Here is a 26,093-nt window from a genome sequence, read left to right on the forward strand (position 1 = left end):
TATGAAAAATAATTACAACTTTAAAAAATCAATTATTGTATTTATATGCATCCTTTCAGGTTTTGTAAGCTTTGCTCAAGTAGATATGGTAGCTGCAGTAGATGTAACCCCACCTGTAACAAATGGTCAAACTTTTAATTACACACTTGAAACCGTTTCAACCGGAACAGTATATAATGCGGTAAGGGTATTAATTACCTATAATCCAAGTGTTATCCAGGTCAATTCTTTTATCCCAAGTGGAGCTTTTAATTTGGTTTTGGTAAATGACATATCTGTCCCTGGTGAAATTAGATATGAAGCGGCAAAAACTGGATCTAACTTTAATGACACACGAGCTGTTTTTTCTGCAGAGTTTGAAGTTTTAGATGAGACTCAAAACATTGTGATTGTAAATGATACAAATCCAACTGATGGTGCATTTGTTTCAAACCCAGGCGGAAATCAAGTATTAGGCACAACTAATGACATAGACTTTAGTACACTTTCTGTGAGCAATAAAGTATTTCGAGATAGTTTAATTGTTTATCCTAATCCAGCACGTGGTGAATTATTCATTAAAGTAAACTCACAATTATCTTCTAAAATTGAAAGTCTAAAAATATATTCTATTGAAGGAAAATTGATTGAAAGTAGAAATCAATTAACTGCCATACAAGGAGAAATTGCGATTGATATTTCTAGATTAAGATCTGCATTCTATTTTATGACAGTTACTGCTGAAGATGCAAGACAGGCAACTTATAAAATTTTAGTGAAGTAAAACTATTTCAATATAACGTCACTGTATTTGGCGTTAACAACAATGGTTTTATTGCTTTCGGTATTGCCTGAAGAAAAAGAAGGTATTGAAGTTTTTGAAACATTTTCAGGATGTTTTAAATGCGATCGATTCCCTTGATATTGTAAATTAAAATCTTTATTACTTGGTAAATGAATTAAGACATCACTATTTTCTATAACCAAAGTAAGGTTATTAAAGGTTTCATTTATTTTACCAATTTCAAAATCTCCAAAACTTCCACTAATACTTGCATTGCCAGCTAATTCTTTTAATATAAGATTAGATGAATTAGAATTTAACATCAATTTGTTGACGTATTTTAATTGAGCATTTTCTACAAAATTTAATTTTAGTTCTCCTAAATTCCAATTGGTAATTATAACAGGCGAATATGAAGCACTGATGGAAGTATCTCTTCCATCAATGCTATTTGCTATGAGTGTTGTATAGGCCAAATCTGCCTTTGCATTGTGAATAACAGATGCAAATTTAAGCTCACCATGACGTACATTCATTTTAAGTTTAGCCCTTTTAGGCATTTTAATTTTTATAGTTTTAATAACGTTGGTACGCTTTGTTTCATGAATTCTTTTCACCCTTTCCTCGTGTCTTTTTTCTATTGATCGAACTCTTTCTTCTTGGCGCTCCACTATAACTTCTTGGCGTTTTTCTAACTCTTTTTGTCTCGCCTCTAACATTTTTTCTCTTTCTTGCATGCGCTTTTCAAACTCTTCACCAAAGCGTTCACCATATTCTTCTCCCCATTTTTCCATTTTTTCAGCCCAACCACCTTCTTCCAATCGTTTTGCATACTCTTCTCCCCATTTTTCCATGTCTTTGGCGTATTGTTCTCCAAACTTTGCTCCAAACTTCTCACCCCAAATTTCCATGTCTTTTGAGTACTTGTCAAAATCGGTTTTAGCAAACTCTTTAGCCCAAACCTTCATTATTTCTTTGTACTCTTTTCCATATTTTTTTTCGTATTCTTTACTCCACTCGTTAAGATATTTTTCACCATCTTTTTTGTACTCATCAAAATCGAAATTTACACCTTCCATACCTTCTGGAAGTTCAGGTAGTTCTGGAAGTTCAGGTAGTTCTGGCATTTCTGGCATTTCTGGCATCTCTGGCATTTCTGGCATCTCTGGCATCTCTGGCATCTCTGGCATTTCAGGAAAATCTGCCATTTCAAACCGAAAATCATGCAAAGCGTCAAAAGCAAAATCGTTTGCGAAATCAAACTCCCAATCAAAAGATCCGTGAGACCCATGAGTAACTATGGTAATGTTTTCCCCAGAACCTTCAATTTCTACTTGCCAATTGTCCAAAACTTTTTGGAGTTCTTCTTTTGTAAGCTCGTTGCTTTCTACATAAGCTTCTATCTCAACTACATCTTTATTCCAAGTATCGATTTCAATATTGGTGTAGTTAGTATTTAAATTGATTACAGCTTCTTTATCCGCTTTGATAGATTGTGAAGCTTTCTCCAGCCTTTGCTGTGCATTTGTAGTGAGCACAAACATAAAAGCTAGAACAAGTGATATACATTTATACTGTTTCATTTTTTGATAAATTTTTAATATGTTATAACTGTGATTCTTCATATGTGCTTTCAGGATTATTAAATTCATTCAATTTATCTCTTAAGCGATACAATAGGTTTAGACGAAATTTAAGATTATCTATTAGTGCATTTACAGTTAGTTCATTAGGTCCAGACTCAATAAGTTCTTTAGACAAGCGGTTATATTCTTTGTTTAACTCTTCAAGTTTTGACAAATAACCATCAAAAAGCTCTTTACTTTCTGGTGTGACCTTCATCTTTGACAACTCATAATTAATACTGGCCAAATAGTAATCTTCAACTTTTTTCAATTGTGGTGAAACATCTTTTAAGGATTTGGTTTCTACCACCAAAGGTTCATCATTAGGAATAATGGTATCTGGTTTATCTGAATTAAAAATTTTAAAACCACCAAAAGTTAACCCAAATAATAGTACAATTGTAGCTGCAATGTTTAGAAATGTAAATTTGCTTTTGGTTTTAGGCAATGGAAATTCTTTATCCAGTTTATTTACAAATCTACCTTCATGACCTTTAGGCATATCTATTTTTTCTAATTGCTTGTTTTGTTGTACTAAATCTCTAATATCTTGTGCCATCTTTCTCCAGTGTTAAAAGTTTTTGCAATTTTATTTTTCCCCTTGATAATTGGGTCCGTGATGTAACTTCGGAGATATCCAAAATTTCTGAAATCTCTTGATGATCATATCCTTCAATTAAATATAATGTTACAACGTACTTGTACTTATCGGGCAGTTTATTTATTGCTTCTTTTACTTCGTCTATTGTAATAGTATCTTCAACCAACCATTTGTCATTATCTGTATCAACAACTTTTAGATGTCTTTCTTCAAGGTCAACTAGTTGTTGTTTTTTAGATTTTAAAAAATCTATACACTTATTAATGACAATACGTTTAAGCCAAGCACCAAAAGTAACTTCGTTTTTAAACTGATGAAGTTTAGAAAATGCTTTTATAAAAGCATCTTGCAGAACATCTTCTGCATCCATATCATCTTTTACAAACCGTTTGGCAACAATATACATGCCATTGCAGTACTGGTTGTATAACTGCATTTGTGCCTTACGGTTATTCTGTTTGCATTTTTCAATGATGTCTACTTGAAACATGCGTAATTTACTTTTGGTTTTTAGCTAGTTCAATTTTAAAGACGAGACAAATTTCAATGTGTTGCAAAAAGATACATATTTTTTGCAGGTTATAAGAAGTAAAATAATTTTTCGTTAGAATTATAACAGAATTTACTTTTAAAGTATCTTTATAATCAAAAATCACAATTTGTAAATGTTAAATAAGTTTTTAAAATGGCTCGTAATTTTTTTAACCCTTACAGCCATAGGTCTTTTTTTCTACTCCTACTTGAATGATGGGTTGTTTAAAAAGCCTTTAAGTCCTAAAGATACCGTTGAGTTTAAATTAAATGATCTAGAGTTAGAAGTGTTTTACAATAGACCTTCAAAACGAGGTCGTGAAATATTTGGTGCTTTAGTACCTTATAATCAGGTTTGGCGTACCGGTGCAAATGAAGCAACTACATTCGAAACCAATAAAGGTCTAAAAATAGGTGTTGATTCGCTTAAAGCAGGTATTTATACACTGTGGACCATACCGAATGACACGTCATGGAATGTTATATTTAACTCAAAACAATATGCTTGGGGTGTTGATGAGACCATGAAACCCATGAGAGATTCAGTTTTTGATGTTATAAACCTTTCTGTTCCAGTAGAAAAATTAAACCATAGAGTTGAACAGTTTACTATTTCTTTTGATAATTCCACAGATAATTTATCTTTAACAATGGCTTGGGATGACATAAAGATTTCAGTTCCTTTAAAATAATTTTGACCAAGGATAATAAACATAAAAAGTCTATCGAAGAAAAAGAAGGGATTCCTCAAATAGGAATAACTAATAATTCTTTGATTTCAGAAATTCAAAAAAAAAGAAAATCACATCCTGAAGTTCAAAACCTTATCGATGGTATTTTTAAAGGTGATATAACTTCGTTAAGCAGAAGTATAACGCTTGTAGAGAGTACCCATAAAAATCATTTAAAAAAAGCCAATGCTATTATTAAAGCTTGTTTGCCAAAAGCCAACAACTCGATACGTATTGGTATAACTGGAGTACCAGGTGTTGGGAAAAGTACTTTTATAGAAGTCTTTGGCAAGTATCTTACATCTTTAGGAAAAAAAGTTGCTGTTCTTGCCGTAGATCCTAGTAGTTCATTAACCAAAGGTAGTATTCTAGGAGACAAGACTAGAATGGAAGCTTTAGTAAAAGACAAAAATGCTTTTATTAGACCTTCCGCTTCTGGAGAATCTTTAGGAGGCGTTGCCAGAAAAACTCGCGAAACCATTATTCTGTGTGAAGCAGCAGGATTTGATACAATTATCATTGAAACAGTTGGCGTTGGTCAAAGTGAAATTGCTGTAAGTAGCATGGTTGATTTTTTTCTACTGTTAAAACTTGCTGGTGCTGGTGACGAGCTACAAGGAATTAAGCGTGGCATTATTGAAATGGCAGATGCTATTGTAATTAACAAAGCTGATGGCGATAATATAAAACGAGCCAAACTCGCGAAAGTAGAATTTGATAGAGCATTACATTTATATCCTGAAAAAGAATCTTCATGGCAACCCAAAGTTTTAACATGCAGTGCATTACATCATGAAGGTATTGAAGATATTTGGGATATAATTTCTGAATATAAAAATCTTACTGTAACAAATAATCATTGGACTTCGAAACGTAACCATCAAAACAAATATTGGTTAATTCAAACCATAGAAAATCAATTAAAAGAAAACTTCTTCAATAGCGATAAAATAAAAAAAGAATTGAAATTGCAAATTAAACTCATTGAGGAACAAAAAACTACACCTTTTGCAGCTGCAGAGCATCTATTGAGTTTATAAGAAATTTTCTTTGTACCATTTTACTTGACTTTTTACGCTTTCCAATAAAGTTGTTTGTGGATTGTAATTAAGCAATTTTCTTGCTTTATCAATATTGGCTTTAGTTCGTAACTGGTCACCTGCACGTTTGGCTATAACGTTGATGTTTATTTTTATGCCCAGAACCTCCTCTACAGCTTCAATACCATCTTGAGTTGTATGTTCAACTTCAGTGCCTAAATTTATAATCTCTCCATCTACAATACTTTCTTTTCCAACAACACTTACAACACCATCTACTATATCTCCAACATAAGTAAAACTCCTTAAATGCTTATCACTTCCTTCGTGCAATGGGAAAGCCTCGTTGTTAAAACCACAAGCTATTAATTTTGTATACATCTTTTCTGGTCTTTCCCTTGGGCCAATTACCGAATATAATCTCAATGAGCACGACTTTAATTGCTTTTCGCGACTCTTTTGAAGTGTTAACTGCTCGGCCGCTAATTTAGTAACGCCATAATGAGATGCAGGTTTGGGAGCGAAATCTTCCGGAAAGGTCGCTTCAAGACCATAAATAGAAGATGTTCCGATATTTACAAAAAGTTTCAAGTCTTTGCATTGTAACGCATAGTCTATAAGATTTTTTGTACCTATGATATTGTTACTAAAATAATCTTCAAAAGTAGAGTTAGAAGATATGCCTGGTTGAGCTGCAAAATGAAAAATATAATCTACATCTCTTGGCAAAACATCTTTTAAATCATCATCTCGTAAATCTTTAGCCAAAAAAGAAACACCTTTATCAAGCAATGCTTTGTGGTTTAATTCTTTAAGTTCTAAACTATAATAAGGTGAAAAATTATCCAATCCAACAACTTCATGACCCAATGTTTGCAAACGTTCTGCTGTATGTGAACCAATGAATCCTGCTGCTCCTGTTACTAATATTTTCATATAAATAATATCTTGTGCAAAGAAACATTATTTTTTTAAATTTTCTGTTTTCTAAAAAAGAATACATTTGTAAAACCAACGACTAATCGATGAGTTACCAATTTACAATTGTTGTCCCAGTTTATAATGAAGAGGATAACTTATTACGAGTTGAAAAAGAACTACTCGCCTATATTAAAATAGCAACTAAAAAAACAAATGTGTTATTTGTTAATGATGGTTCTAAAGATAAAAGTCAAGATTTAATTGAAGCCATTTGCCAAAGAAATTTAGAATTCAATTACATTAGTTTTAAGGAAAATCGAGGCTTGAGCGCCGCTATCAAAGCTGGATTTGATTATGTAGATACCGAACTGGTTGGCTATATAGATTCTGATTTGCAAACATCTCCAAACGATTTTAATCTACTTTTAGAAAATATTGATGAATTTGATTTAGTAACTGGCGTGCGATCTAATAGAAAAGATTCGTTCACCAAAAATATGTCTTCAAAAATTGCCAATGGTATTCGTAGAGCTTTTACTCATGATGGTATGGATGATACGGGTTGTCCTTTAAAAGTCATTAAAACAGAATATGCCAAGAGAATACCCATGTTTAAAGGGTTGCATCGATTTTTACCAGCAATGATTTTGCTTCAGCATGGAAAAATAAAACAAGTCCCTGTGCAACACTTTCCTAGAATGGCTGGTCAAGCAAAATTTGGTTTATGGAACAGGCTACTTGGCCCATTAGCAGATTGCTTTGCTTATTTATGGATGAAGAAAAAATACATTAATTACGAAGTCAATAAAAAAGGTTAATGAGCGATTGGATTATATATAGTATTGGTTTTATTGCTCAACTCTTATTCTCCTCAAGATTAATAGTGCAATGGGTAACTTCAGAAAAATACAGACGTGTTGTTACACCTTCTCTTTTTTGGGTATTAAGTTTAATTGCATCTTTTCTTTTGTTCATATATGGTTATTTGCGACTTGATTTTGCAATTATGTTGGGGCAAGCACTCACCTATTTTATTTATATCAGAAATTTACAATTGCAAAATCAGTGGCAAAAAATTCCAACCGTGTTACAATGGTTTTTATTATTAGTGCCAACCTTTATAGTCATTTATTACTTCAACAATAATAGGTTTGATGCGATGTTGCTTTTTAAGAACGAAAATATTCCTCTGTGGTTATTAATTTTAGGCATTGTGTCACAAGTAGTATTTACATTGCGTTTTGTATACCAATGGATTTATTCCGAAAGACATAACAAATCTGTATTACCTTTTGGGTTTTGGATGTTAAGCTTAATTGGTTCTCTATTAATATTATCCTATGCCATTATAAGAAAAGATCCTGTGTTGTTTTTAGGACACATTTTGGGTGCTACAATTTATGTCAGAAATTTAATGTTACTCCGAAAAGTTAATGCTTAAAACCATAAAGAAATATCCGAATCTCACTATATGCTTAATAGTTGCCATTATGCTATTACCTAATATTAATGTATTAGGTGTATCAATAATGGAAGCCAGAAACTATATCACAGCAAGAGAGATGGTTACAGACGGAAATTGGCTTCTAACTACCATGAATGGTGAAGCGCGTTATGAAAAACCACCACTACCTACCTGGTTGGCAGCTTTATCTGGTATGGTTTTCGGTTTAAAAAGCTTGTTTGGTTTGAGGTTGCCTGCTGTAGTCATGATTATGGTTATTGGATGTTTTACCTTCAAACTATCCAAAAAGTTATTGAGTAATATTTCTCATAGTATTATCAATGCTCTTGTTGTAATTTCTTCATTTTATGTTATCGGAATTATCATAGAAGCACCATGGGATATTTTCACTCATGGATTTATGCTAATTGCAATTTATTATTTGTACGACTTTTTTGAAAGTAACAACACAACTTACAAAAGTGCTTTACTATCTGGAGTTTTTATTGGGTTATCGTTTATGTGCAAAGGACCAATTTCAATATATGCTTTATTAGTTCCTTTTGTATTGGCTTATGGATTTTCTTATAAATACAAGAATTTTAAAAAGAAAATACCATTAATGATACTCATTTTAATTATTTCTTTGGTCATTGGAGGATGGTGGTTTGTCTATGTGAGGCTTCAGGATCCTGAAACTTTAATAGCTATTACAAAGCGAGAAACTGGGAATTGGTCAAGTTATAATGTAAGACCATTTCATTATTATTGGAGCTTTTTTACACAAAGCGGATTGTGGGCGATTCCTGCTTTTATAGGTTTGTTATATCCTTATTTAAAAACCAGAGTTTCAAACTTAAAAGCTTATAAATTAAGTATTCTTTGGACATTTTTTGCTGTAATTCTCTTGTCGGTAATTCCAGAAAAAAAATCGCGATACCTGATGCCTGTCCTTATTCCATTGGCCTTTAATACAGGTTTTTATATTGAATATTTAGTCTCCAATTTTAAAAATCTAAAAGATAAAAGAGAAACACTACCTGTGTATTTTAATTTTGGTTTGATTGCCATAATTGGAATCACTTTTCCGATAATAGCTTATGTCATCTTAAAAGACAATTTATCTGGTTTTTGGTTTTGGTATATAGCATCATCTTTATTGTTAATGAGTATAGGAATTTTAATTCTCTCTCAACTAAAAAAGAAAAATATCAGGAAGGTTTTTCTTCTTACTGTGGCTTTCTTTACATGTTTGTTAACTTTTGGTTTGCCTTTGTCCAATGCTACTAAAAGTGACAATTATAACCCAATTACGAATTTAAATCTGAAAGCAAAACAGCTAAATATTAAGATCTATACACTAGATTATGTTTCACCAGAAATAATTTGGCAATATGGTGATAAGATCCCTTCAATAAAGCTTGAGGATAATACTTATAACTTTCCGAAAGAAGAAAAAATTGGTTTGCTAGCTAATGATATAAATCCTGAAGATGAAAAGTTGCTGAAATCTTTATATAAAATTGAAAAAATTACTACTTACGATTTAAATAGTATACCACAAACTAATAGAAAACACAAAGATCGTCTTTTAAATCATTATTATATATTAACTAGGATTCAGTAAACCTATGTATCAAATATTTTGATAGTCTGTAAAAAGAATATCCGGATAAGGCTCCAAATATCATCCCACAAAACACGTCTAATGGATAGTGAACTCCAATATAAATTCTACTGTAACCCATTGCAGCAGCCCATAATAATAGTATAAAAATAAGATATTGGTATTTTTGCCTTAAAAGTAAACCTACAAAAACTGCTACTGCCATTGAATTTGAAGCATGCCCAGAGAAAAATCCAAACTTTCCTCCACATGATGGTTTTACAAGTCGCATAATATCTTGAAGATTTGCTTCTTGGCAAGGTCTAAAGCGTTCTAAACCATGCTTAAACAAATTAGTGATTTGGTCTGTAAAAAGCACCATTAAAACCGTTATGGCAAGTATGACTAAAAACGATCTCTTATTTTCTTTTTTATATATTAAATACAATAAGATAGCATATAAGGGAGCCCAATAAAATTTGGTAGTATATACCATCCAGAATCCATCCCAAGATTCTGATCCCAAACCGTTTAAAAATAAAAACAATTCTTTATCGTATTGTAATAATTGATCCAGCATAACTTGTTTTAAAATTATTCCTCATATCGCGAAACCTCACGATCATAAAAATCCGTAGCTTGCTTTATTAAATTTTCTGTTTCAATCTCTAGTTCCTTTTGGTCATGTTGATCAAAATCTTCAAACCATTCTACTTCATCATTTTCCAAATTGATAATAAACCTAGGGAATTCTGTATGAATTACAAAAATGGCATTAGGCAAATCTGTATTATCTCCAAGTATAAATTTAGGAAGTTCCATTTTCTGCAGTTATTAATTTTTTAGTTAAATAATTAAATCGAATATACAATAAAATAGCAGCAGTTGTTAGACCGGCCAGCAATCCTAACCAAATACCAAAACTTCCATAAGCTTCTGCTTTTCCTAAAAAATAACTGATAGGAAACCCGATAACCCAATAGGATATAAATGTAATGATAGTAGGTATTTTAACATCTTGCAATCCTCTTAATGCTCCTAAAATGATAACTTGTAAACTGTCACTTATTTGAAATATTGCAGCCGCAATCAATAATGTGGAGGCTATTTTTACAACTTCGGTGTTATCGGCTAAATTGGTTATATCATTATAATCGACATATAATTTAGGTAAATAATTATGCAAGGCAAAGAACATAATCCCAAATAAAACTGCAAAGATAGCACCCAAAATAAAAATAGAATAGGCTATTCTTCGTAATTCAAAATAAGCTTTTAGTCCTTTCTGATTTCCAACTCTAATCATTGAAGCTACACTTAATCCCATTGCAATCATAAAGGTCATAGAAGATAGGTTTAATGCTATCTGGTTTGCTGCTTGAGGATTTTTTCCCAACAAACCACTTAACCAAATGGCTGCCGTGAATATGGCGACTTCAAAAAACATTTGCATGGCGCTAGGTGCTCCCAAATTCAATATTTTTTTGATCATCAATTTATCTAACACAAATAATTTAATATGTGTTACATACAATTTCGATTTTTCATTTCCTTTCAAAATCCACCATAAAAACCCAACCATAATAAAACGGGATGCCAAGGTACCATAAGCTGCTCCTACAATACCTAGTTGAGGAAAACCAATCTTTCCAAATATGAGCAAATAGTTTAAAATAACATTAACTATGTTAGCCAATATTGTGGCGTACATTGGGTAGCGTGTCATAGACAAACCGTCACTAAATTGTTTGAAAGCTTGAAAAATAATTAATGGAATTAATGAAAATGCAACCAAATCTAAATACGGAATAGCAAGCTCTACAACCTCAACAGGTTGCTTCATTAAATACATAAGTGGCTTTGCAAAATAGATCATGAGGAATAAGGCAATTCCTAATACTGTACATAAAAACAGACCATGTTTAAAAGCTGACTTCCCTTTTCTAAAATCCTGTTCAGCATCTGCTTCCGCGGTTAATGGTGTTATGGCAGTAGAAAATCCTATACCTAAAGACATCGCAATAAACATAAAGCTATTGCCCAAAGATACTGCCGCAAGTTCGGCTGTACCCAATTGTCCTACCATAATATTATCAACAAAACTAACAAATGTATGACCCAGCATACCTAACATTACTGGAGCAGCAAGTTGCCAATTATATTTGAACTCTTTGGTATAAATTCCTAATTGCATTTGGCAAAAGTAGTATATCCAAATGGCAATAACCAAATTCAAAAACTATAGTTGTAGAATAACTTCTTGAAGTTAGATGTTGTTAATAAGTTATTCTAATTGACTTATAACTAGGCTACTATTTTTTATATCTTTATTTTTTAGTACGTAAAACATCATTTTTTATACAATACAAAGAAACATTTAGCTTTTATTTTAGAGGGATTTATAAATAAACTGCGAGTTAAAGGTTTCAAAAAAAAGAGGAATAAAATTCCTCTTTTTTATTGCTTATAATTAACATTCCTTTTAGATTTCTTCAGCAAAGCATTAAGTATATTGCATACTTAAAGCTATCTATATGAAACATTTTTTACTCGTAGGCTTACTCATTTTCTTACAAAATGCCTTTACTCAAAATATAGCCAAACCTTTTTTACCAGATATTATTTCACAATTTCCAAATGTTAGAGATATAGCTATTTCTCCAGATGGCAATGAGATCATGTTCTCTGCACAAAGTGTTATGGGAAACTTATCTGCAATTATTTCAGTAAAAAAAAATGGTGATATCTGGAGCAATCCAAAAGTGGCGTCTTTTTCAGGACAACACTTTGATTTAGAGCCGTTTTTTTCACATCATGGATTAAAACTATATTTTGTATCAACAAGACCTTTAGATAGCAATTCTTCTGAAGCAAAAGATTTTGATATTTGGTATGTAGAAAGAAGTACAATTGAAGGTCATTGGTCAGAACCCAAAAATTTAGGAAGTCCAATAAATACAGAACATGGTGAATTTTACCCTTCAATTGCCGAAAACGGTAATTTCTATTTTACCAGAGACAATTCAACTCTAGGCAGTAAGGATGACTTATATGTAAGCGAATTCATAAATGACACATATACCGAACCAAAAGCCTTACCAGATACTGTAAACTCTGAAGGTTATGAATATAATGCCTTTATTGCACCTGATGAGTCTTACATTTTATTTGGTACTTATAACAGAAAAGACGGTTTTGGAAGTGGTGATCTATATATTAGTTATAATTCTGAAAACGGTTGGACAGAGGCCAAAAATTTAGGCAATACCATAAATACTAATAAAATGGATTATTGTCCATTTGTTAAGGGCAATACGCTATACTATACCAGTAAACAAGATGGTACTCAAACAAAATTTGATACGGCCTTATCCATTGAACAACTTTCACAAGAATTTAATAAACATAATAATGGCTCAAGCAGATTGTATCAAATATCTGCTGATACTATAATAAAATAATTGACAAACAAAATGCAGGCCATATGAATAGAGTAATAATGATTGTATGAAGACTGCATTCTTCGCACATAGATAGCTGGCTAACTTGAGCTACCCCCATAATTAAAATTATCGGGGAAAGTTACAGAAGCTTTCCACCAGTTTATTATATCTTCTTTAGATGTGTTAGCGAAATCTGGTTGTTCCCAAATAAATGCTTTTTCCATTTGTTCTCCGAGAGCTAAAAGCTTTTTACCAGTTATAAGTTGTTTTTTATTCCAAGCTTTTAAAGCTTCTTTTAGAGAATTATTTTCTTTAAGCGAAACTATTAAATCCTTGATATTGTTATAACCCTTAAACACTCCAGAACCTGTAAATGGTTGAACCACGATTCCTGCATCTCCTATCAAACACATATTGTTTTTATAATAGCTATCAAGATCTAATGTATAAATAACCTGAATATAACTTTTTGTTGTTTTATTGACAATATCTGCATAATGCTCAGGAATCTTTTTAGATAAAAAATGTTTTAATTTATTCTCAATTTTAATAGTTAACTTACCTGGAGGCAAAGTTCCATTTCTAACTCTACCATTTACATCGGTCATTATTTCATTTAAGTCTTTTTCCTGAACAGCAATATATGCAGCCCAATTAAATATGCGACTTCCTGTTGTGGTTGAACCTTTTTTGTTTGGTATAAAATACAAGACATTATGACCTGGTTGATTCTTATAAGATAATCTTAGAATTTCATCTTTTAAAGGACTTTTTTCCAAAATTTCTGATTCTGGTAACAAACCTCTCCAAAGGACATAACCTCTGTATTTTAATTTCTTCTCTGGAAATAACAAACTTCTTCCTAAAGAATTGTAACCATCTGCAAAGACAACTAAATCAAATTGTTCCTTTTTTCCTTTATTAGTTGTTAATTCTACTTTTGCATTTTCCAATAAGACGGAATTTGTTATTTTAATTCCACCTTTAAAATATTTATTAGGAAGATTGTTTCGAAGCTTTCTCCATAATTCATTCCATTGAAAAACATGAAAATTCATAGGCATTTCCCATGCTATTTTGCCATAAGGCTCATAGTCTTCATTCTTGCCAATAAAAGGCATTCTATTTATTTGAAAAAAAGAAAAATCATCAGGTATTAAACCATCTTGTTTAATTTGCTTTATTAATTCACTTGGGGTTCCAATTCCTCCACCTCTTCCAACTAACGATGTATTAGACCTTTCAAATACCGTGACATCATAGCCTTCTTTCAGCAATAGAATAGCTGCTGAACAACCGGCAATAGAACCACCAACTACACCAATTTTCATCTTAATAATTTAAAAGAAAAACAATCGTTAAAGTTTAACCTCACTAATCTGAATTATGGGTTCGATATTGGTGTAATTTGGAATATCGCCCATGATTTGTTCGGCATTTGCACCAAATGAAGTTTGAAAATCTTCAACAGAATTAAAATAGATACATCCAATAGCCGCATATGGCGCATCGGCTCCAGGTTCCGCAGTCCCAATACCTTCTTCTATTTCCGCGTACTTAAGAGCATCACCCAACAGATTAGAAACCATTGGTACGTGTTTATTAACATAGTAGTTAATATCAAAATGTTTTCCTTCAGAATTTGGGTACAATACAGTTACTTTAGTCATTCCTACTTTCATAATCAGATAGTTTAAAGATTTAAAAAATGTAGATTAATTAAATGTTAGAATTTAAGCTTGAATAAGATACTAAAAATTCAATGAAAATGAGCTATTTATAAGCTGCTAACTTTACTTTTTGCCTCCTCGAACTCACGTAGCATATCCCTTACTATCTGAGATACAGGCTTTATATCATGTATCAATCCGGCAACTTGTCCGATTTCCAATTCGCCTTCTACTAGGTCGCCTTCAAACATACCTCGCTTTGCTCGTGCTCTGCCAAGAAGCTCTTTTAACTGTTCTGGTGTTGGTGATGTTTTGTATAGCTCTTGAACGTCGTTATAAAACTTGTTTTTAATTATGCGTACTGGAGCTAATTCTTTTAGAGTTAATTGTGTATCTCCTTCTTTGGCATTTACAACTACCTTTTTAAAAGCATCGTGTGCAGAACTTTCTTCACTAGCCACAAACCTACTGCCAACTTGTACTCCATCTGCACCCAAAACCATTGCTGCCAACATAGCCTGACCTGTAGCAATACCTCCAGCCGCAATAAGTGGTATTTGAATTTGCTCTTTTACCATAGGTATCAGCGCTAATGTTGTAGTTTCATCACGACCATTATGACCACCAGCCTCAAAACCTTCTGCTACTACAGCATCTACGCCAGCTTCTTTTGCTTTTAATGCGAATTTTACACTACTCACAACATGCACTACTGTAATCCCTTTATCTTTAAGCCATGATGTCCATGTCTTTGGATTTCCTGCTGAAGTAAAAACTATCTTAACGTCTTCTTCAACAATAATATCCATGATTTTTCCAATATCTGGATATAACATGGGAACATTAACTCCAAAGGGATTATCGGTTGCTTTCTTACATTTTTGGATATGCTCACGCAATACTTCAGGGTACATACTACCAGCTCCAATAAGACCTAAAATACCTGAATTGCTCGCTGCTGAAGCCAATCGCCAACCGCTATTCCAAACCATACCTGCTTGAATGATTGGATATTTTATATTAAATATTTGAGTGATTTTGTTTGGCATTTCTATTGAGCCTTAAAACCTATCGGAATAGTTTGATGAATCGGAATTTTTCTATTCATATGAATCGCTGGTTCCCAACCTTCAATGGCTTCGAAAAAGGAAACAATATGTTTATTAAGTTCTTCAGGTAATTCTTCATCAATAATCACATCTTTAATTTCTCCATGAACACCTATAATATAATGAACGTTAATTTTTCCATTTATTTTGTAACCGATATCTTTACTCAACTTTTTTATTTTTGAATAAAAACTTTCGATTCCTCCTTTAAATTTAGGTTTGCTACTCAACAAAGGAACATTAAATTGATTTCCTTCTTCATCAAAAACAATGGCTTTTAAGATTGAATCGTTTTTGTAATATACTCGGCTAGCTTCTTTACCATTGAAATGGTAATACTTCCATGCGCCTTCTTTTTTGTCACCTAAATAAATACCATCGAAGCTTAATGTACCTGTATCAAACCAAGCCTGTGAACGCCCTTCTCGTTCATTTTTATTATTGTAAAATAAAATATCTGAAGTCTGTCCATTTCTGTGATATGTTACAAACTCACCAATACGTTGTTTCTTATCCTTATTTTTATAATGCCCAATATTTTTAATTTTACCATTTCCAAAATATGTGGTTACAAGCCACAGGGAATCTTTCTTAACCAAAGTTTCTATTTGAGTAGCATACTTTTTATTAACAATTTTTCCTTTTCCATCTAAATAATTAACAATGGAGTCTTGAGAATGAATACTAGAAATTAAGGTTAAGGCTAGGAATAATAATAGATTGTTTTTCATCTGATAAGGTATTTGAATGAAAAGTTACGAAATTATTCCTGAACCAAGTAATTCCTCCTTTTGATACCACGCAACAAATTGACCTTCGGTTATGGCTGATTGAGGTTTTTCAAACTCTACATACAAACCACTTTCTACTTTATACAATGTCGCATTTTCTAGTGGTTGCCTGTAACGAATTCTGGCTTTGACTGTCATAGTTTGATCTACCGCTAAAGCTAAATCTTCTCTTACCCAATGTAACTCTTTATTAGTAACAAACAATGCTTTTTTTAGTAATCCTGGATGATCTTTACCTTGTCCTGTATAAATCACATTCTCCTCAACATCTGTATCAATTACAAATAAAGGTTCTGCAGTTCCGCCAACGGCTAATCCTTTACGCTGACCTTTAGTAAAATAATGTGCTCCTTGATGTTTACCAACAATTCTACCTGAATTTACATTATAGTCAATTTTACGTGATAAATATTTTAATTTTTCTTCTGTTGAAGAAAACTCTGAAACTGTTTCACTATACGTTTCAATTTCTTTTGGCACCTCAACAATAAGACCTTCTTTTGGCTTTAATTGCTGTTGAAGAAAGTCTGGCAGCTTTATTTTACCAATAAAACAAAGACCTTGTGAATCCTTTTTATCAGCCGTTGTTAACCCAATTTCTGACGCAATTTTTCTAACTTCTGGTTTGGTTAATTCACCAATAGGAAACAAAGATTTTGCTAATTGCGCTTGTGACAATTGACACAAAAAATAGGATTGGTCTTTATTTGTATCCTCTCCAGCAAGTAATTGATAAACTGTTCTGCCGTCTTTTTCAATTATTCCTTTTTTACAATAATGACCTGTAGCGACATACTCTGCTCCAAGTTCTAATGCAATTTTCATAAACACATCAAACTTTATTTCTCTATTGCAAAGTACATCTGGGTTTGGCGTTCTGCCTTTTTCATACTCATTGAACATATAATCAACTATACGTTCTTTGTATTGTTCACTTAAATCTATTGTTTGAAATGGAATACCCAGTTTTTCAGCCACTAACATCGCATCATTGCTATCATCAAGCCAAGGGCATTCATCTGAAATAGTTACAGAATCATCATGCCAGTTTTTCATAAATAGGCCAATAACTTCATAGCCTTGCTGCTTCAATAAATAAGCCGCAACGCTTGAATCAACTCCGCCAGAAAGTCCTACTATAACACGTTTCATGCTGCAAATTTACAAATAAAAAAAGGCAACTTTATATTACTGCCTTTTTAAAATAATTTAATGGATATTCTACTTTATTTTTTCTTCTTAAGCTTTCCTTCTGGCGAAAAGTTTTTCTCCTCAACTAGTTTGCCGTTTTCATAATATTTCCAGATACCATGTTTTTTGGCGCGTTTGTATTGTCCTTCAATAATCAAATCGCCAACTGGGCTATAATATTTTGATAAGCCATGTAGTTCTCCATTTTCATAAAGCATTTCCTTTATTAAAACTCCATCTTCAGCATACCATAACGAAACACCATGTAATTCTCCGTCTTTATAGTTTTCTTTTTGAGCTATTTGTCCATTTTCATAATATACTAAACGTCTGCCTTCAAGTTTACCAAAGTCATTATAATGTTCTAAACTCAATAATTGTTTAGAGTTTTTTTGATAATACTTCCATTCACCGACATATTGTTTTCCTCTCATCTTTCCTTCGCTAATGACTTTTCCAATCGATGAATAAAAGGTAACATCGGCTAAATCACTATCGTCATGAAACTTTCTTGTTGCGGTTAAAGTGGCTTTTCCATCTAGATTCTGGTAGAACTTAAAAGTACCAACTTCTTTTCCATGAAAAAATTCTCCTTCATACCGAAGTACTTTGGTGTTTTCAAAATTTTTCCTCCAAATACCATGACGATTTCCATCTTCATCAAATTGGTTAATCTCTTGAGAAAATGTCAAGTCTGCTATAAAAAAAAGAAAAAGTAAAACTTTTATTTTCATATTGTAATTAACGATTTATCTTATCTAAAATTGTATAACAAAAAAGCTGCCAAAAGGCAGCTTTAAACTATTTTTTGCGTCCTTTTACTTTCTTTTGTTGTTCTGCCTGCTCCATCATTTCTGCCATTTTTTTCTGGAATCTGTTTTGTTTTTTAGGCTTTTTCTTATTTTCCTGAATTTTGTCGTGAATCTTATCTTCATCGATAATGTAATTTTTAATCACTAACATTATCCCAATGGTAATTAAGTTAGATACAAAATAATACAAGCTCAATCCAGATGCATAATTATTAAAGAAAAATAACATCATTAGTGGTGAGAAGTAAATCATATACTTCATCATTTTTTGCATATCTGGCATACCTTCTTGTGTTGGTTGTGATGCCATTTGCTGTCCAGTGGTCATTTTCATATAAATGAATATGGCAATAGACGCCAATATCGGAAACAAACTTACATGATCACCATAAAAAGGAATGTGGAAAGGCAATTCTGCAATAGTATCGTATGACGATAAATCTTCAGCCCAAAGGAAGCTTTTCTGCCGTAAATCGAATGCTGTTGGAAAAAACATAAACAGCGCATAAAATACAGGAAGTTGTACCAGTGCTGGCAAACAACCAGCCATTGGACTAGCTCCTGCCTTACTATACAATGCCATAGTTTCCTGTTGGATCTTTATTTTGTTATCCTTGTGTTTGGCTTGAATTTCTGCAATTTCTGGTTTCAGAATTTTCATCTTGGCTTGTGAGACATACGATTTATATGTTACTGGAGACATCACAATCCTTACAAGGATGGTCATTATAATAATAGCAATACCATAAGGAAAAATACCACTCAAAAATGCAAACAACGGAATAAAAACTGATTTGTTTATCCAACCAAAAATTCCCCATCCAAATGGAATGCTTTCTTCAAGGTTCTTCTTATATTTTTTAAGTATTTTACTATCTGTAGGTCCATAATAAAAGCTTAAAGCCTGATTAACTTCTCCTCCTTCTAGACCTAATGGAAATTTAGAAGTGTATAATTTGGTATAAACTGTATCTATTTCTTCATCTTCAACTAAGTTGTTAGATATCAGTTTTACTTTTTCTAATGGTTTTTCTGACAACAATATACTACTAAAAAAATGTTGCCTGTAGGATAGCCAATTCACTTCTTCTTCATCTTCCTCATCGTCTCCCATTTGACCAAGTTTGCTAACTTTATTGCCTTCATGCTGATAAGTAAGTCTTGTATATCTATTCTCATATTGTACACTTTTATCATGTCGATAGCCTTTAAGTGTCCAGTCTAAATTAATTTCTTGGGAACTGTTTATTACATCATTAAGTCCTTGAGATCGAATAGTAAAACCAATCATATAATCATTTGGTTTTAACTCATATCTATACTCTAAAAACTTACTTTCAGATACTTTTAGTTTCATTGAAACTATAGTGTTCTCTCCATTTTTGGTTATGGAAGGCTGAAAGTGTAAGTCTCGTGTATTTAAAATCCTACTATCTGTCGTTCCAAAATTAATATTGAAGTTAACATTTTTATCTTTAATTAAGTAAATAGGAACCGAATCATAATTCACATAATTTTTTAGCATGACTTCAGAAAGGTATCCACCTTTGCTACTAAACTTTAATCTTAAAACTTCATTTTCTACTGTGGTTTCTTTTGTTGTAGCTGAAGGTAATGAAGCTGAATAAGAAAAAGCTCCTAACTTGTTTCTTAAATCGGTTAATTGTGTAGAATCTGGTTCTGAAATTGTTGAAAAATCCTCTGAAGAAGTTGCTAATGAGCTTTCTTGATTTTCTGCTTTTTGCTCGGTCTCAACCTGCTCTTGTTTTGCTTTCTCTTGTGCTTCTAATTCTTCTGGCGTTGGTTGGTTTTGCCAAAGCATATACATTAAAATTCCAAAAATAAGTACGAAACCTATTATTGAATTAATGTCTAGTTTTTTTTCTTCCATATTTATGTGGTAACCTTTCCTTTATAGTGAAAGAGACAAAGCTCTTTTAATCAAAAAGTAATCCGTTATTCATTTTGTGCCATCTTGACACTATTTTTATTTTTCTTTCTATTTAAAGCTGCCTTAACAAATGCCACAAAAAGTGGATGTGGATTATCAACAGTACTTTTATATTCCGGATGGTATTGCACACCGACAAACCAAGGATGGCTAGGCAGTTCAATAATTTCAACAAGATTGGTTTCTGGATTAAAACCGGTTGCAATCATACCAGCATCTTCAATTTGCTTTTTGTACTTGCTATTAAATTCATAACGATGTCTATGTCGTTCTCTTATCGTTTTGCTTTTGTAAACTTTTTCAACTATTGAGTTTTCTTTAAGCTCGCAAGCCCAAGCTCCTAAACGCATCGTGCCACCTTTGTCTGTAATGCTTTTTTGTTCTTCCATTAAATCTATCACAGGATAAGGCGTTTCTAAATCCATTTCTGTAGAGTTAGCGCTTTTTAAGCCTAAAACATTTCTTGAAAATTCTATAACTGCCATTTGCATACCCAAACAAACACCTAAAAATGGAATATTGTTTTCTCTCACATATTTTATGGCTTCAATTTTTCCTTCAATACCTCGCTCTCCAAAACCTGGAGCGACCAAAACGCCATCAAGATGTGATAGTTTTAATTTAACATTATTTTCATTTAAATATTCTGAATGAATGGATTCTACATTTACTCTGACTTCATTTTTTGCTCCTGCGTGTATAAACGATTCAAGGATAGATTTGTAAGAATCCTGAAGTTCTACATACTTCCCTATTAAGCCTATATTAACTTCTGTTATTGGATTTTTATGGCGCTGTAGAAACTTATTCCAGTTGGTTAAATCTGGTGTTCCACTTTTTAAATCCAACTTTTTAAGCACTACCTTGTCCAATCCTTGTTCTAACATTAGATTAGGAACATCGTATATGGTTGAAGCATCTATAGATTGAATAACAGCTTCTTCTCTAACATTGCAGAATAATGCTAGTTTAGATCTTAACTCTTTTGGTAATTCGTGCTCTGTACGACAAACCAAAACGTCTGCCATTACACCACTTTCCATAAGTGTTTTTACACTATGTTGCGTTGGTTTGGTCTTTAATTCTCCAGCAGCCGAAAGAAATGGAACTAACGTCAAATGAATTACAATAGCATTATGTTCACCTAAATCCCATTTTAATTGACGTACAGCTTCAATGTAAGGTAAAGACTCTATATCACCTACTGTACCTCCAATTTCGGTAATAACAATATCATAATCACCTGAATTGCCAAGAATTTGGATTCGGTTCTTAATTTCGTCTGTGATATGCGGAATGACTTGTACTGTTTTACCTAAAAACTCTCCTCTTCTTTCTTTATTTATAACACTTTGATAAATTCTACCTGTAGTAACATTATTTGCTTGACTCGTAGGTGTATTTAAGAAACGTTCATAATGTCCTAAATCCAGATCTGTTTCTGCTCCATCATCTGTTACGTAACATTCACCATGTTCATACGGATTCAAAGTCCCTGGATCTACATTAATATATGGGTCTAATTTTTGAATGGTAATTCTATATCCTTGAGCTTGTAATAGTTTGGCGAGAGAAGCGGCGATAATACCTTTACCTAGAGATGAACTAACTCCACCTGTTACAAATATATATTTTGTAGTCGTAGTCATGTTGCGCTATTAAACGCAGGCAAATTTACAAAGAACTATTGAGAAATAGCAATCTATCTTTGATATTAATTTAGAAAACTGATAAATCTAAATTATTCATAACTTATTAAACGAAATGCTCTTAACTTTTTAAGTTCTTTTGTGATATAATCTTCCCATTCTTTTTGCACTTCAATATTTATTGAATGGTTGGTCTCAAAATCATATTTATCTTGTGTTATTTTTAATTCTTCATTAATATCATCATTGAGTTGATTTAATTCAGACCTTATTTGTTTTGTAAATGTAGTTTCTGCAATACGTTTTCTTAATTTTCTTGCGTACAGTTCTGTTAGGTCAAAATGTAGTTGTTCGTGCTTCAAAATATGATTATTTGATACTTCTGCCTTATACCATGATTTTTCTGGGTAAAAATGAGCTTCTACAAACGTTTGATATCTGTAATCTTCATTGTCATTTTGAGAAAGTGAATAACTAAATGAGATGCCAGAAACGGTTAAAGCAACTGCATCAACTTCAAGTCTTGGATGTGCTTTGAAATCCTTCCAAGAAAGCTTGTAGTTTTCATTCCAAAGTAGGCTATCATTTTTTCCATGAATTAGCAAGCCAAATAACATTACTAAAAAAATCCTTAACATGTTATTGAAACGAAAATTCTAAAAAAATATTGAATTAGATAAAACCTTTATTCTACCTCGACTATTTTAAGATTTTGATATTTTACGAGATAGACTGTGTCATTGTAATACCCTCCAAAAAGTTTCTTTTTGTAAGCAAACTTATTCTCAACATATTCAGTTAATGCAGTATCTTTTGCAGACATATAAAGATTTTCTGAAGTAACTAAACGCAATACAACATCCATGGTTAAATCAAAACCTCTAACTGCTTTTTTATTTGGAGTAATATCATATTGTTTAAGATATGTTTTTACAAAGGTGTTGTATTGGTCTTCATCATAAGATTTTGAAGCTGTCCCAAAATGAAATTGCAATTTTGAAAGATTATAATTTGAAACCTCATCGCTTTCAAATGCAGTATTATAGTTAGTTGTTACCAACACAATATCTATTGCTACCTGTTTTTTCTCAAAGTCTTCTTCTTGAATTAATGAATTTAAAATACTGGTAACATTTGATGCAAACCCTACATTTTGAGTTTCTAAAAAAACAATATTTCTACCTGGCTTTAATTTTAATTTAATATCATCTACTAGAACATAATTAGCATCTTTACCATCTTTATTTTTTCTCGAAAAAACTTGAGGAGCAAAATTAAATTCTCGCTTTAAAGCATTACTGACATCAACATTTTTGCTGTCTGAAATGATAATAACGTTATCCTTTAAACTATCTTTTTTAACAAACTCAATTACTTTATTTTTAAGCAAATCATCTGATGGCATCGTTTGAAAAACATTGTCATAAAGTTGTATGCTCTTTGAGTTTGGAGAAATTACGGGAATATTCAAGCCAGATAATTCTAAAGCTGCTTTATTTAAATTATTAGGCATTAAAGGTCCGATAACAGCATCTACATCTTCAAAATTGTTTGAATTAATTATTCTTTGGACTTCACTTAGCTGATTCTTTGTATCGTAAACATCTACTTTTAGATTAATACCAAGTTTCTTTAATGAATCTAAAGCCACTAATACTCCAGAATAAAAATCAAGAGATGTATTGAGGTAAGGGTCTCTCTTTATTTGGTTTTTTGTTTCGGCAATTGAATCAAAAGTGACTCTGTTTAGCCTGAATGGCAACATAATAGCAATATGTTTTTGACCAAAATCATTAATCTTGCTTGTAAGATGGTCTGTATTTAAATCTTCAATTTCTGAAATACTTGCTACAGCTGAATATGGAACTTTAAGAATCATTCCTTCTTTTAAACCACTTTTATCTAAACCAGGATTTAAGGCTTCCAATTCGTCTTGATCAATACCCAATTTTAGTTTTAAACGATAAAAACCTTCTTTGGGTAACACTTTGTAATAACCATAAGTATCATCAATTTCTCTCTGATCATTAGTTTCAATATTAGGCACATTCAACAAATCACCTTCTTGCAGAACCTCTTTCATATCTGGATTTAAAGCTTCCAATTCGTTTATTGTTATTCCAAATTTATAAGCTATTCTCCATTTACCTTCTTTTGCTAAAACTGTATACTTTTTTGTGAGTTCTGTGGTTTCGGTTGTTTTAACTTCTATATATACTGGAATTTGTAAATTATCTCCTTTACGCAAATTATTTGCATACAGAAATGTATTATGTTTTTTGATGTCTTCTTCACTTACATCATACCTTTTAGATATGCTGTATAATGTTTCTTGACGCTTTACTCTATGTCTTTTAAAACCGTTCAATTTTCTTTCTACGGTTACTTTAGGTTCTGTACTAATTTTAGATTTTGGAATAATTAAAACCGAATTTACTTTTAGTTCATTTTTTGCATCAGGATTTAAGGAATAAATATCGAAAGGAGAAACATTATAAAGTTTTGAAATAGATTCTATGGTTTCACCTTGTTTTATTTTGTGAGTGCTATAATTTTGACCATTTGTAGTATTAAAAGCCAAAAGAAAACATAAAACCAAAAAAATATTTTTCATAAATAAGTGTTTAAATTATTCCCATTCAATAGTAGCTGGAGGCTTTGAACTGATATCATATACTACTCTATTAACGCCCTTAACTTTATTTATTATATCGTTAGAGACTTTTTGTAAAAACTCATAAGGTAAATTTACCCAATCTGCTGTCATACCATCTGTACTTTCAACGGCACGCAAGGCAACACATTTTTCATACGTTCTTTCATCGCCCATAACACCTACACTATTTACTGGCAGCAACATTGCTCCTGCTTGCCAAATTTTATCGTATAAATCCCATTCTTTCAATCCGTTAATAAAAACAGAATCCACTTCTTGCAAAATACGAACTTTTTCAGAAGTTATATCTCCTAGTATCCTAATTGCTAAACCAGGACCCGGAAATGGATGTCTTCCTAATATACTGGAATCTATACCCAAAGAAATACCAACTCGCCTAACCTCATCTTTAAACAATGCCTTAAGTGGCTCAACAATTTTTAGCTTCATAAAATCTGGTAATCCACCAACATTATGATGACTTTTTATAGTTGCACTTGGTCCACCTGTTGCGGAAACACTTTCTATTACATCAGGATAAATTGTGCCCTGTGCCAACCATTTTACATCTTCAATTAAATGTGCCTCATCATCAAAAACCTCAATGAATGAGCGACCGATCGCTTTTCTTTTTTCCTCTGGATCATCAATTCCTGCTAAAGCATTCAAAAAGCGTGCCGAAGCATCAACGCCCTTTACATTAAGACCCATTCCTTCGTATTGTTCCAATACACTTTCAAACTCATTTTTACGCAACAAACCATTATTTACAAAAATGCAGTACAAATTTTTTCCAATTGCCTTATGCAATAACACCGCTGCAACTGAAGAATCTACACCTCCAGAAAGTCCTAAAACAACTTTATCATTTCCGAGTTTATTTTGAAGCTCGTCAACGGTTTCTTCTACAAAAGAATCTGGTGTCCAGTCTTGATCTAATTTAGCAATCTTCACTAAAAAATTTTCCAGTAATTTTTTGCCATCAGTAGTATGATACACTTCTGGATGGAACTGAATAGCATAGGTTTGTTCACCTTCAATTTTATAAGCAGCATTTTTAACATCATGAGTACTGGCTAATAAAATGGCATTGGTTGGTAATGTTTTTATGGTATCGCTATGACTCATCCAAACCTGACTATTATTTGGAATATTCTCAAAAAACAATTCACCTTCTTTTATGTAACTTAAATTGGCTCGGCCATATTCGCGTGTGTTTGAAGGCGCAACTTCGCCTCCAGAAAAATGTGCTAAATATTGTGCTCCATAGCAAACCGCTAATAACGGTATTCTTGCTCTTATTGCTGACAAATCTGGATGAAGTGCTTCATCACTCCTTACAGAAAACGGACTTCCAGAAAGAATCACGGCAGTGTAATCTTGAATACCTGATGGCATTTTGTTGTATGGGTGAATTTCGCAATAAATGTTGAGTTCTCTTACTCTACGTGCAATAAGCTGTGTGTATTGCGAACCGAAATCTAAAATAAGTACCTTGTTATGTTGCATGCGCAAAAGTAACAATTGTTTTAAAAATTTGAGTGTAGATGTTGGGTTTT

At 32.2% G+C, this 26,093-nt stretch carries 25 protein-coding genes; 7 read left to right on the top strand and 18 right to left on the bottom strand.

All coding sequences use genetic code 11. The annotated features are described in order from the left end of the window. The first annotated feature begins 1 nt into the window (after position 1). Positions 2–763 (top strand): T9SS type A sorting domain-containing protein, encoded by a 762-nt coding sequence (locus AAFP94_RS04995; RefSeq protein WP_316661387.1) that lies wholly within the window; start codon positions 2–4, stop codon positions 761–763. A gap of 2 nt (positions 764–765) precedes the next feature. Here AAFP94_RS04995 and AAFP94_RS05000 read toward each other — a convergent pair whose 3' ends face one another. Genes AAFP94_RS05000 through AAFP94_RS05010 form a run of 3 tightly spaced genes read right to left on the bottom strand, consistent with a single transcriptional unit; the run spans position 766 to position 3,479 of the window. Next, positions 766–2,346: a hypothetical protein gene (locus tag AAFP94_RS05000; RefSeq protein WP_316661388.1), complete on the bottom strand. Its 1,581-nt coding sequence runs from the start codon at positions 2,344–2,346 to the stop codon at positions 766–768. Between the two features lie 22 nt (positions 2,347–2,368). Continuing rightward, positions 2,369–2,947, bottom strand: a complete 579-nt coding sequence (locus AAFP94_RS05005) for a hypothetical protein (protein ID WP_316661389.1) — start codon at positions 2,945–2,947, stop codon at positions 2,369–2,371. Next, positions 2,931–3,479, bottom strand: a complete 549-nt coding sequence (locus AAFP94_RS05010) for an RNA polymerase sigma factor (protein WP_316661390.1) — start codon at positions 3,477–3,479, stop codon at positions 2,931–2,933. Before AAFP94_RS05010 ends, AAFP94_RS05005 begins: the two co-directional genes overlap by 17 nt. 175 nt (positions 3,480–3,654) lie before the next feature. Between AAFP94_RS05010 and AAFP94_RS05015 the strand changes: the two genes are divergently transcribed. Beyond that, positions 3,655–4,212 carry a DUF2911 domain-containing protein gene (locus AAFP94_RS05015; protein ID WP_316661391.1) on the top strand — a complete coding sequence of 186 codons (558 nt, stop codon included), beginning with the start codon at positions 3,655–3,657 and terminating at the stop codon, positions 4,210–4,212. Between the two features lie 2 nt (positions 4,213–4,214). Continuing rightward, a complete protein-coding gene (gene meaB, locus AAFP94_RS05020; protein ID WP_316661392.1) occupies positions 4,215–5,291 on the top strand; it encodes a methylmalonyl Co-A mutase-associated GTPase MeaB in 1,077 nt (358 codons plus the stop codon). Here the strand turns inward: meaB and AAFP94_RS05025 are convergent. Continuing rightward, positions 5,286–6,227, bottom strand: a complete 942-nt coding sequence (locus tag AAFP94_RS05025; protein ID WP_316661393.1) for an NAD-dependent epimerase/dehydratase family protein — start codon at positions 6,225–6,227, stop codon at positions 5,286–5,288. The two genes, meaB and AAFP94_RS05025, sit on opposite strands and share 6 nt — an antisense overlap. 89 nt (positions 6,228–6,316) lie before the next feature. Here AAFP94_RS05025 and AAFP94_RS05030 point away from each other — a divergent pair, with 89 nt between their 5' ends. Genes AAFP94_RS05030 through AAFP94_RS05040 form a run of 3 tightly spaced genes read left to right on the top strand, consistent with a single transcriptional unit; the run spans position 6,317 to position 9,283 of the window. Beyond that, complete coding sequence (locus AAFP94_RS05030; protein WP_316661394.1) at positions 6,317–7,030, top strand: glycosyltransferase family 2 protein; 714 nt, start codon at positions 6,317–6,319, stop codon at positions 7,028–7,030. Then, positions 7,030–7,653: a lipid-A-disaccharide synthase N-terminal domain-containing protein gene (locus tag AAFP94_RS05035; protein WP_316661395.1), complete on the top strand. Its 624-nt coding sequence runs from the start codon at positions 7,030–7,032 to the stop codon at positions 7,651–7,653. Before AAFP94_RS05030 ends, AAFP94_RS05035 begins: the two co-directional genes overlap by 1 nt. Further along, the gene (locus AAFP94_RS05040) at positions 7,646–9,283 is read left to right on the top strand and encodes an ArnT family glycosyltransferase (RefSeq protein ID WP_316661396.1); all 1,638 of its coding nucleotides are present in this window, start codon (positions 7,646–7,648) and stop codon (positions 9,281–9,283) included. Before AAFP94_RS05035 ends, AAFP94_RS05040 begins: the two co-directional genes overlap by 8 nt. On the opposite strand, the gene AAFP94_RS05045 is transcribed toward AAFP94_RS05040, so the two are convergent. Genes AAFP94_RS05045 through AAFP94_RS05055 form a run of 3 tightly spaced genes read right to left on the bottom strand, consistent with a single transcriptional unit; the run spans position 9,270 to position 11,456 of the window. Further along, positions 9,270–9,842, bottom strand: a complete 573-nt coding sequence (locus tag AAFP94_RS05045; protein ID WP_316661397.1) for a phosphatase PAP2 family protein — start codon at positions 9,840–9,842, stop codon at positions 9,270–9,272. The genes AAFP94_RS05040 and AAFP94_RS05045 overlap by 14 nt on opposite strands. A gap of 14 nt (positions 9,843–9,856) precedes the next feature. Continuing rightward, positions 9,857–10,084 (bottom strand): hypothetical protein, encoded by a 228-nt coding sequence (locus AAFP94_RS05050; RefSeq protein WP_316661398.1) that lies wholly within the window; start codon positions 10,082–10,084, stop codon positions 9,857–9,859. Next, positions 10,071–11,456 carry an MATE family efflux transporter gene (locus AAFP94_RS05055; RefSeq protein ID WP_316661399.1) on the bottom strand — a complete coding sequence of 462 codons (1,386 nt, stop codon included), beginning with the start codon at positions 11,454–11,456 and terminating at the stop codon, positions 10,071–10,073. The genes AAFP94_RS05050 and AAFP94_RS05055 overlap by 14 nt, the downstream gene beginning before the upstream one ends. A 340-nt stretch (positions 11,457–11,796) precedes the next feature. Here AAFP94_RS05055 and AAFP94_RS05060 point away from each other — a divergent pair, with 340 nt between their 5' ends. After that, the gene (locus tag AAFP94_RS05060) at positions 11,797–12,723 is read left to right on the top strand and encodes a TolB family protein (RefSeq protein ID WP_316661400.1); all 927 of its coding nucleotides are present in this window, start codon (positions 11,797–11,799) and stop codon (positions 12,721–12,723) included. Positions 12,724–12,803: 80 nt separating this feature from the next. On the opposite strand, the gene AAFP94_RS05065 is transcribed toward AAFP94_RS05060, so the two are convergent. The 11 genes from AAFP94_RS05065 to guaA all read right to left on the bottom strand — a co-directional run bounded on the left by AAFP94_RS05065 (position 12,804) and on the right by guaA (position 26,043). Continuing rightward, positions 12,804–14,036: an FAD binding domain-containing protein gene (locus AAFP94_RS05065; protein ID WP_316661401.1), complete on the bottom strand. Its 1,233-nt coding sequence runs from the start codon at positions 14,034–14,036 to the stop codon at positions 12,804–12,806. A 27-nt stretch (positions 14,037–14,063) separates the two neighbouring features. Continuing rightward, entirely contained in the window at positions 14,064–14,387 is a 324-nt protein-coding gene (locus AAFP94_RS05070) for an EthD family reductase (RefSeq protein ID WP_316661402.1), read from the bottom strand. 95 nt (positions 14,388–14,482) lie between these two features. Further along, complete coding sequence (locus AAFP94_RS05075; RefSeq protein WP_316661403.1) at positions 14,483–15,424, bottom strand: NAD(P)H-dependent flavin oxidoreductase; 942 nt, start codon at positions 15,422–15,424, stop codon at positions 14,483–14,485. A 2-nt stretch (positions 15,425–15,426) separates the two neighbouring features. Then, positions 15,427–16,215 carry a toxin-antitoxin system YwqK family antitoxin gene (locus AAFP94_RS05080; RefSeq protein WP_316661404.1) on the bottom strand — a complete coding sequence of 263 codons (789 nt, stop codon included), beginning with the start codon at positions 16,213–16,215 and terminating at the stop codon, positions 15,427–15,429. Positions 16,216–16,239: 24 nt separating this feature from the next. Next, positions 16,240–17,427 carry a tRNA 2-thiouridine(34) synthase MnmA gene (mnmA, locus tag AAFP94_RS05085; protein ID WP_316661405.1) on the bottom strand — a complete coding sequence of 396 codons (1,188 nt, stop codon included), beginning with the start codon at positions 17,425–17,427 and terminating at the stop codon, positions 16,240–16,242. A 74-nt stretch (positions 17,428–17,501) separates the two neighbouring features. Beyond that, entirely contained in the window at positions 17,502–18,200 is a 699-nt protein-coding gene (locus AAFP94_RS05090) for a toxin-antitoxin system YwqK family antitoxin (RefSeq protein ID WP_316661406.1), read from the bottom strand. A gap of 67 nt (positions 18,201–18,267) precedes the next feature. After that, complete coding sequence (gene yidC / locus AAFP94_RS05095) at positions 18,268–20,169, bottom strand: membrane protein insertase YidC (protein ID WP_316661407.1); 1,902 nt, start codon at positions 20,167–20,169, stop codon at positions 18,268–18,270. A gap of 65 nt (positions 20,170–20,234) precedes the next feature. After that, on the bottom strand, positions 20,235–21,878 hold the full coding sequence (locus AAFP94_RS05100) for a CTP synthase (RefSeq protein ID WP_316661408.1): 1,644 nt from the start codon (positions 21,876–21,878) through the stop codon (positions 20,235–20,237). 92 nt (positions 21,879–21,970) lie between these two features. Beyond that, entirely contained in the window at positions 21,971–22,516 is a 546-nt protein-coding gene (locus AAFP94_RS05105; protein ID WP_316661409.1) for a DUF922 domain-containing protein, read from the bottom strand. 47 nt (positions 22,517–22,563) lie between these two features. Then, the gene (locus AAFP94_RS05110) at positions 22,564–24,492 is read right to left on the bottom strand and encodes a LysM peptidoglycan-binding domain-containing protein (RefSeq protein ID WP_316661410.1); all 1,929 of its coding nucleotides are present in this window, start codon (positions 24,490–24,492) and stop codon (positions 22,564–22,566) included. 15 nt (positions 24,493–24,507) lie between these two features. Next, positions 24,508–26,043: a glutamine-hydrolyzing GMP synthase gene (guaA, locus tag AAFP94_RS05115; protein ID WP_316661411.1), complete on the bottom strand. Its 1,536-nt coding sequence runs from the start codon at positions 26,041–26,043 to the stop codon at positions 24,508–24,510. Positions 26,044–26,093 lie beyond the last annotated feature (50 nt).

This window comes from Gilvirhabdus luticola (genome assembly GCF_040117515.1).
GTDB classification, from domain to species: Bacteria; Bacteroidota; Bacteroidia; order Flavobacteriales; family Flavobacteriaceae; genus Gilvirhabdus; species Gilvirhabdus luticola.

What these genes read in the sequence shown, in the direction of transcription:
- AAFP94_RS05000 (WP_316661388.1), bottom strand. Translation starts at nt 2,346, where the DNA reads ATGAAACAGTATAAATGTATATCACTTGTTCTAGCTTTTATGTTTGTG.
- AAFP94_RS05070 (WP_316661402.1), bottom strand. Translation starts at nt 14,387, where the DNA reads ATGAAAGTAGGAATGACTAAAGTAACTGTATTGTACCCAAATTCTGAA.
- AAFP94_RS05080 (WP_316661404.1), bottom strand. Translation starts at nt 16,215, where the DNA reads ATGAAAAACAATCTATTATTATTCCTAGCCTTAACCTTAATTTCTAGT.
- AAFP94_RS05030 (WP_316661394.1), top strand. Translation starts at nt 6,317, where the DNA reads ATGAGTTACCAATTTACAATTGTTGTCCCAGTTTATAATGAAGAGGAT.
- AAFP94_RS05045 (WP_316661397.1), bottom strand. Translation starts at nt 9,842, where the DNA reads ATGCTGGATCAATTATTACAATACGATAAAGAATTGTTTTTATTTTTA.
- AAFP94_RS05100 (WP_316661408.1), bottom strand. Translation starts at nt 21,878, where the DNA reads ATGACTACGACTACAAAATATATATTTGTAACAGGTGGAGTTAGTTCA.
- AAFP94_RS05040 (WP_316661396.1), top strand. Translation starts at nt 7,646, where the DNA reads ATGCTTAAAACCATAAAGAAATATCCGAATCTCACTATATGCTTAATA.
- AAFP94_RS05065 (WP_316661401.1), bottom strand. Translation starts at nt 14,036, where the DNA reads ATGAAAATTGGTGTAGTTGGTGGTTCTATTGCCGGTTGTTCAGCAGCT.
- AAFP94_RS04995 (WP_316661387.1), top strand. Translation starts at nt 2, where the DNA reads ATGAAAAATAATTACAACTTTAAAAAATCAATTATTGTATTTATATGC.
- guaA (WP_316661411.1), bottom strand. Translation starts at nt 26,043, where the DNA reads ATGCAACATAACAAGGTACTTATTTTAGATTTCGGTTCGCAATACACA.
- AAFP94_RS05090 (WP_316661406.1), bottom strand. Translation starts at nt 18,200, where the DNA reads ATGAAAATAAAAGTTTTACTTTTTCTTTTTTTTATAGCAGACTTGACA.
- AAFP94_RS05010 (WP_316661390.1), bottom strand. Translation starts at nt 3,479, where the DNA reads ATGTTTCAAGTAGACATCATTGAAAAATGCAAACAGAATAACCGTAAG.
- AAFP94_RS05025 (WP_316661393.1), bottom strand. Translation starts at nt 6,227, where the DNA reads ATGAAAATATTAGTAACAGGAGCAGCAGGATTCATTGGTTCACATACA.
- AAFP94_RS05105 (WP_316661409.1), bottom strand. Translation starts at nt 22,516, where the DNA reads ATGTTAAGGATTTTTTTAGTAATGTTATTTGGCTTGCTAATTCATGGA.
- mnmA (WP_316661405.1), bottom strand. Translation starts at nt 17,427, where the DNA reads ATGAAACGTGTTATAGTAGGACTTTCTGGCGGAGTTGATTCAAGCGTT.
- AAFP94_RS05035 (WP_316661395.1), top strand. Translation starts at nt 7,030, where the DNA reads ATGAGCGATTGGATTATATATAGTATTGGTTTTATTGCTCAACTCTTA.
- AAFP94_RS05015 (WP_316661391.1), top strand. Translation starts at nt 3,655, where the DNA reads ATGTTAAATAAGTTTTTAAAATGGCTCGTAATTTTTTTAACCCTTACA.
- yidC (WP_316661407.1), bottom strand. Translation starts at nt 20,169, where the DNA reads ATGGAAGAAAAAAAACTAGACATTAATTCAATAATAGGTTTCGTACTT.
- AAFP94_RS05005 (WP_316661389.1), bottom strand. Translation starts at nt 2,947, where the DNA reads ATGGCACAAGATATTAGAGATTTAGTACAACAAAACAAGCAATTAGAA.
- AAFP94_RS05060 (WP_316661400.1), top strand. Translation starts at nt 11,797, where the DNA reads ATGAAACATTTTTTACTCGTAGGCTTACTCATTTTCTTACAAAATGCC.
- AAFP94_RS05055 (WP_316661399.1), bottom strand. Translation starts at nt 11,456, where the DNA reads ATGCAATTAGGAATTTATACCAAAGAGTTCAAATATAATTGGCAACTT.
- AAFP94_RS05075 (WP_316661403.1), bottom strand. Translation starts at nt 15,424, where the DNA reads ATGCCAAACAAAATCACTCAAATATTTAATATAAAATATCCAATCATT.
- AAFP94_RS05110 (WP_316661410.1), bottom strand. Translation starts at nt 24,492, where the DNA reads ATGAAAAATATTTTTTTGGTTTTATGTTTTCTTTTGGCTTTTAATACT.
- AAFP94_RS05050 (WP_316661398.1), bottom strand. Translation starts at nt 10,084, where the DNA reads ATGGAACTTCCTAAATTTATACTTGGAGATAATACAGATTTGCCTAAT.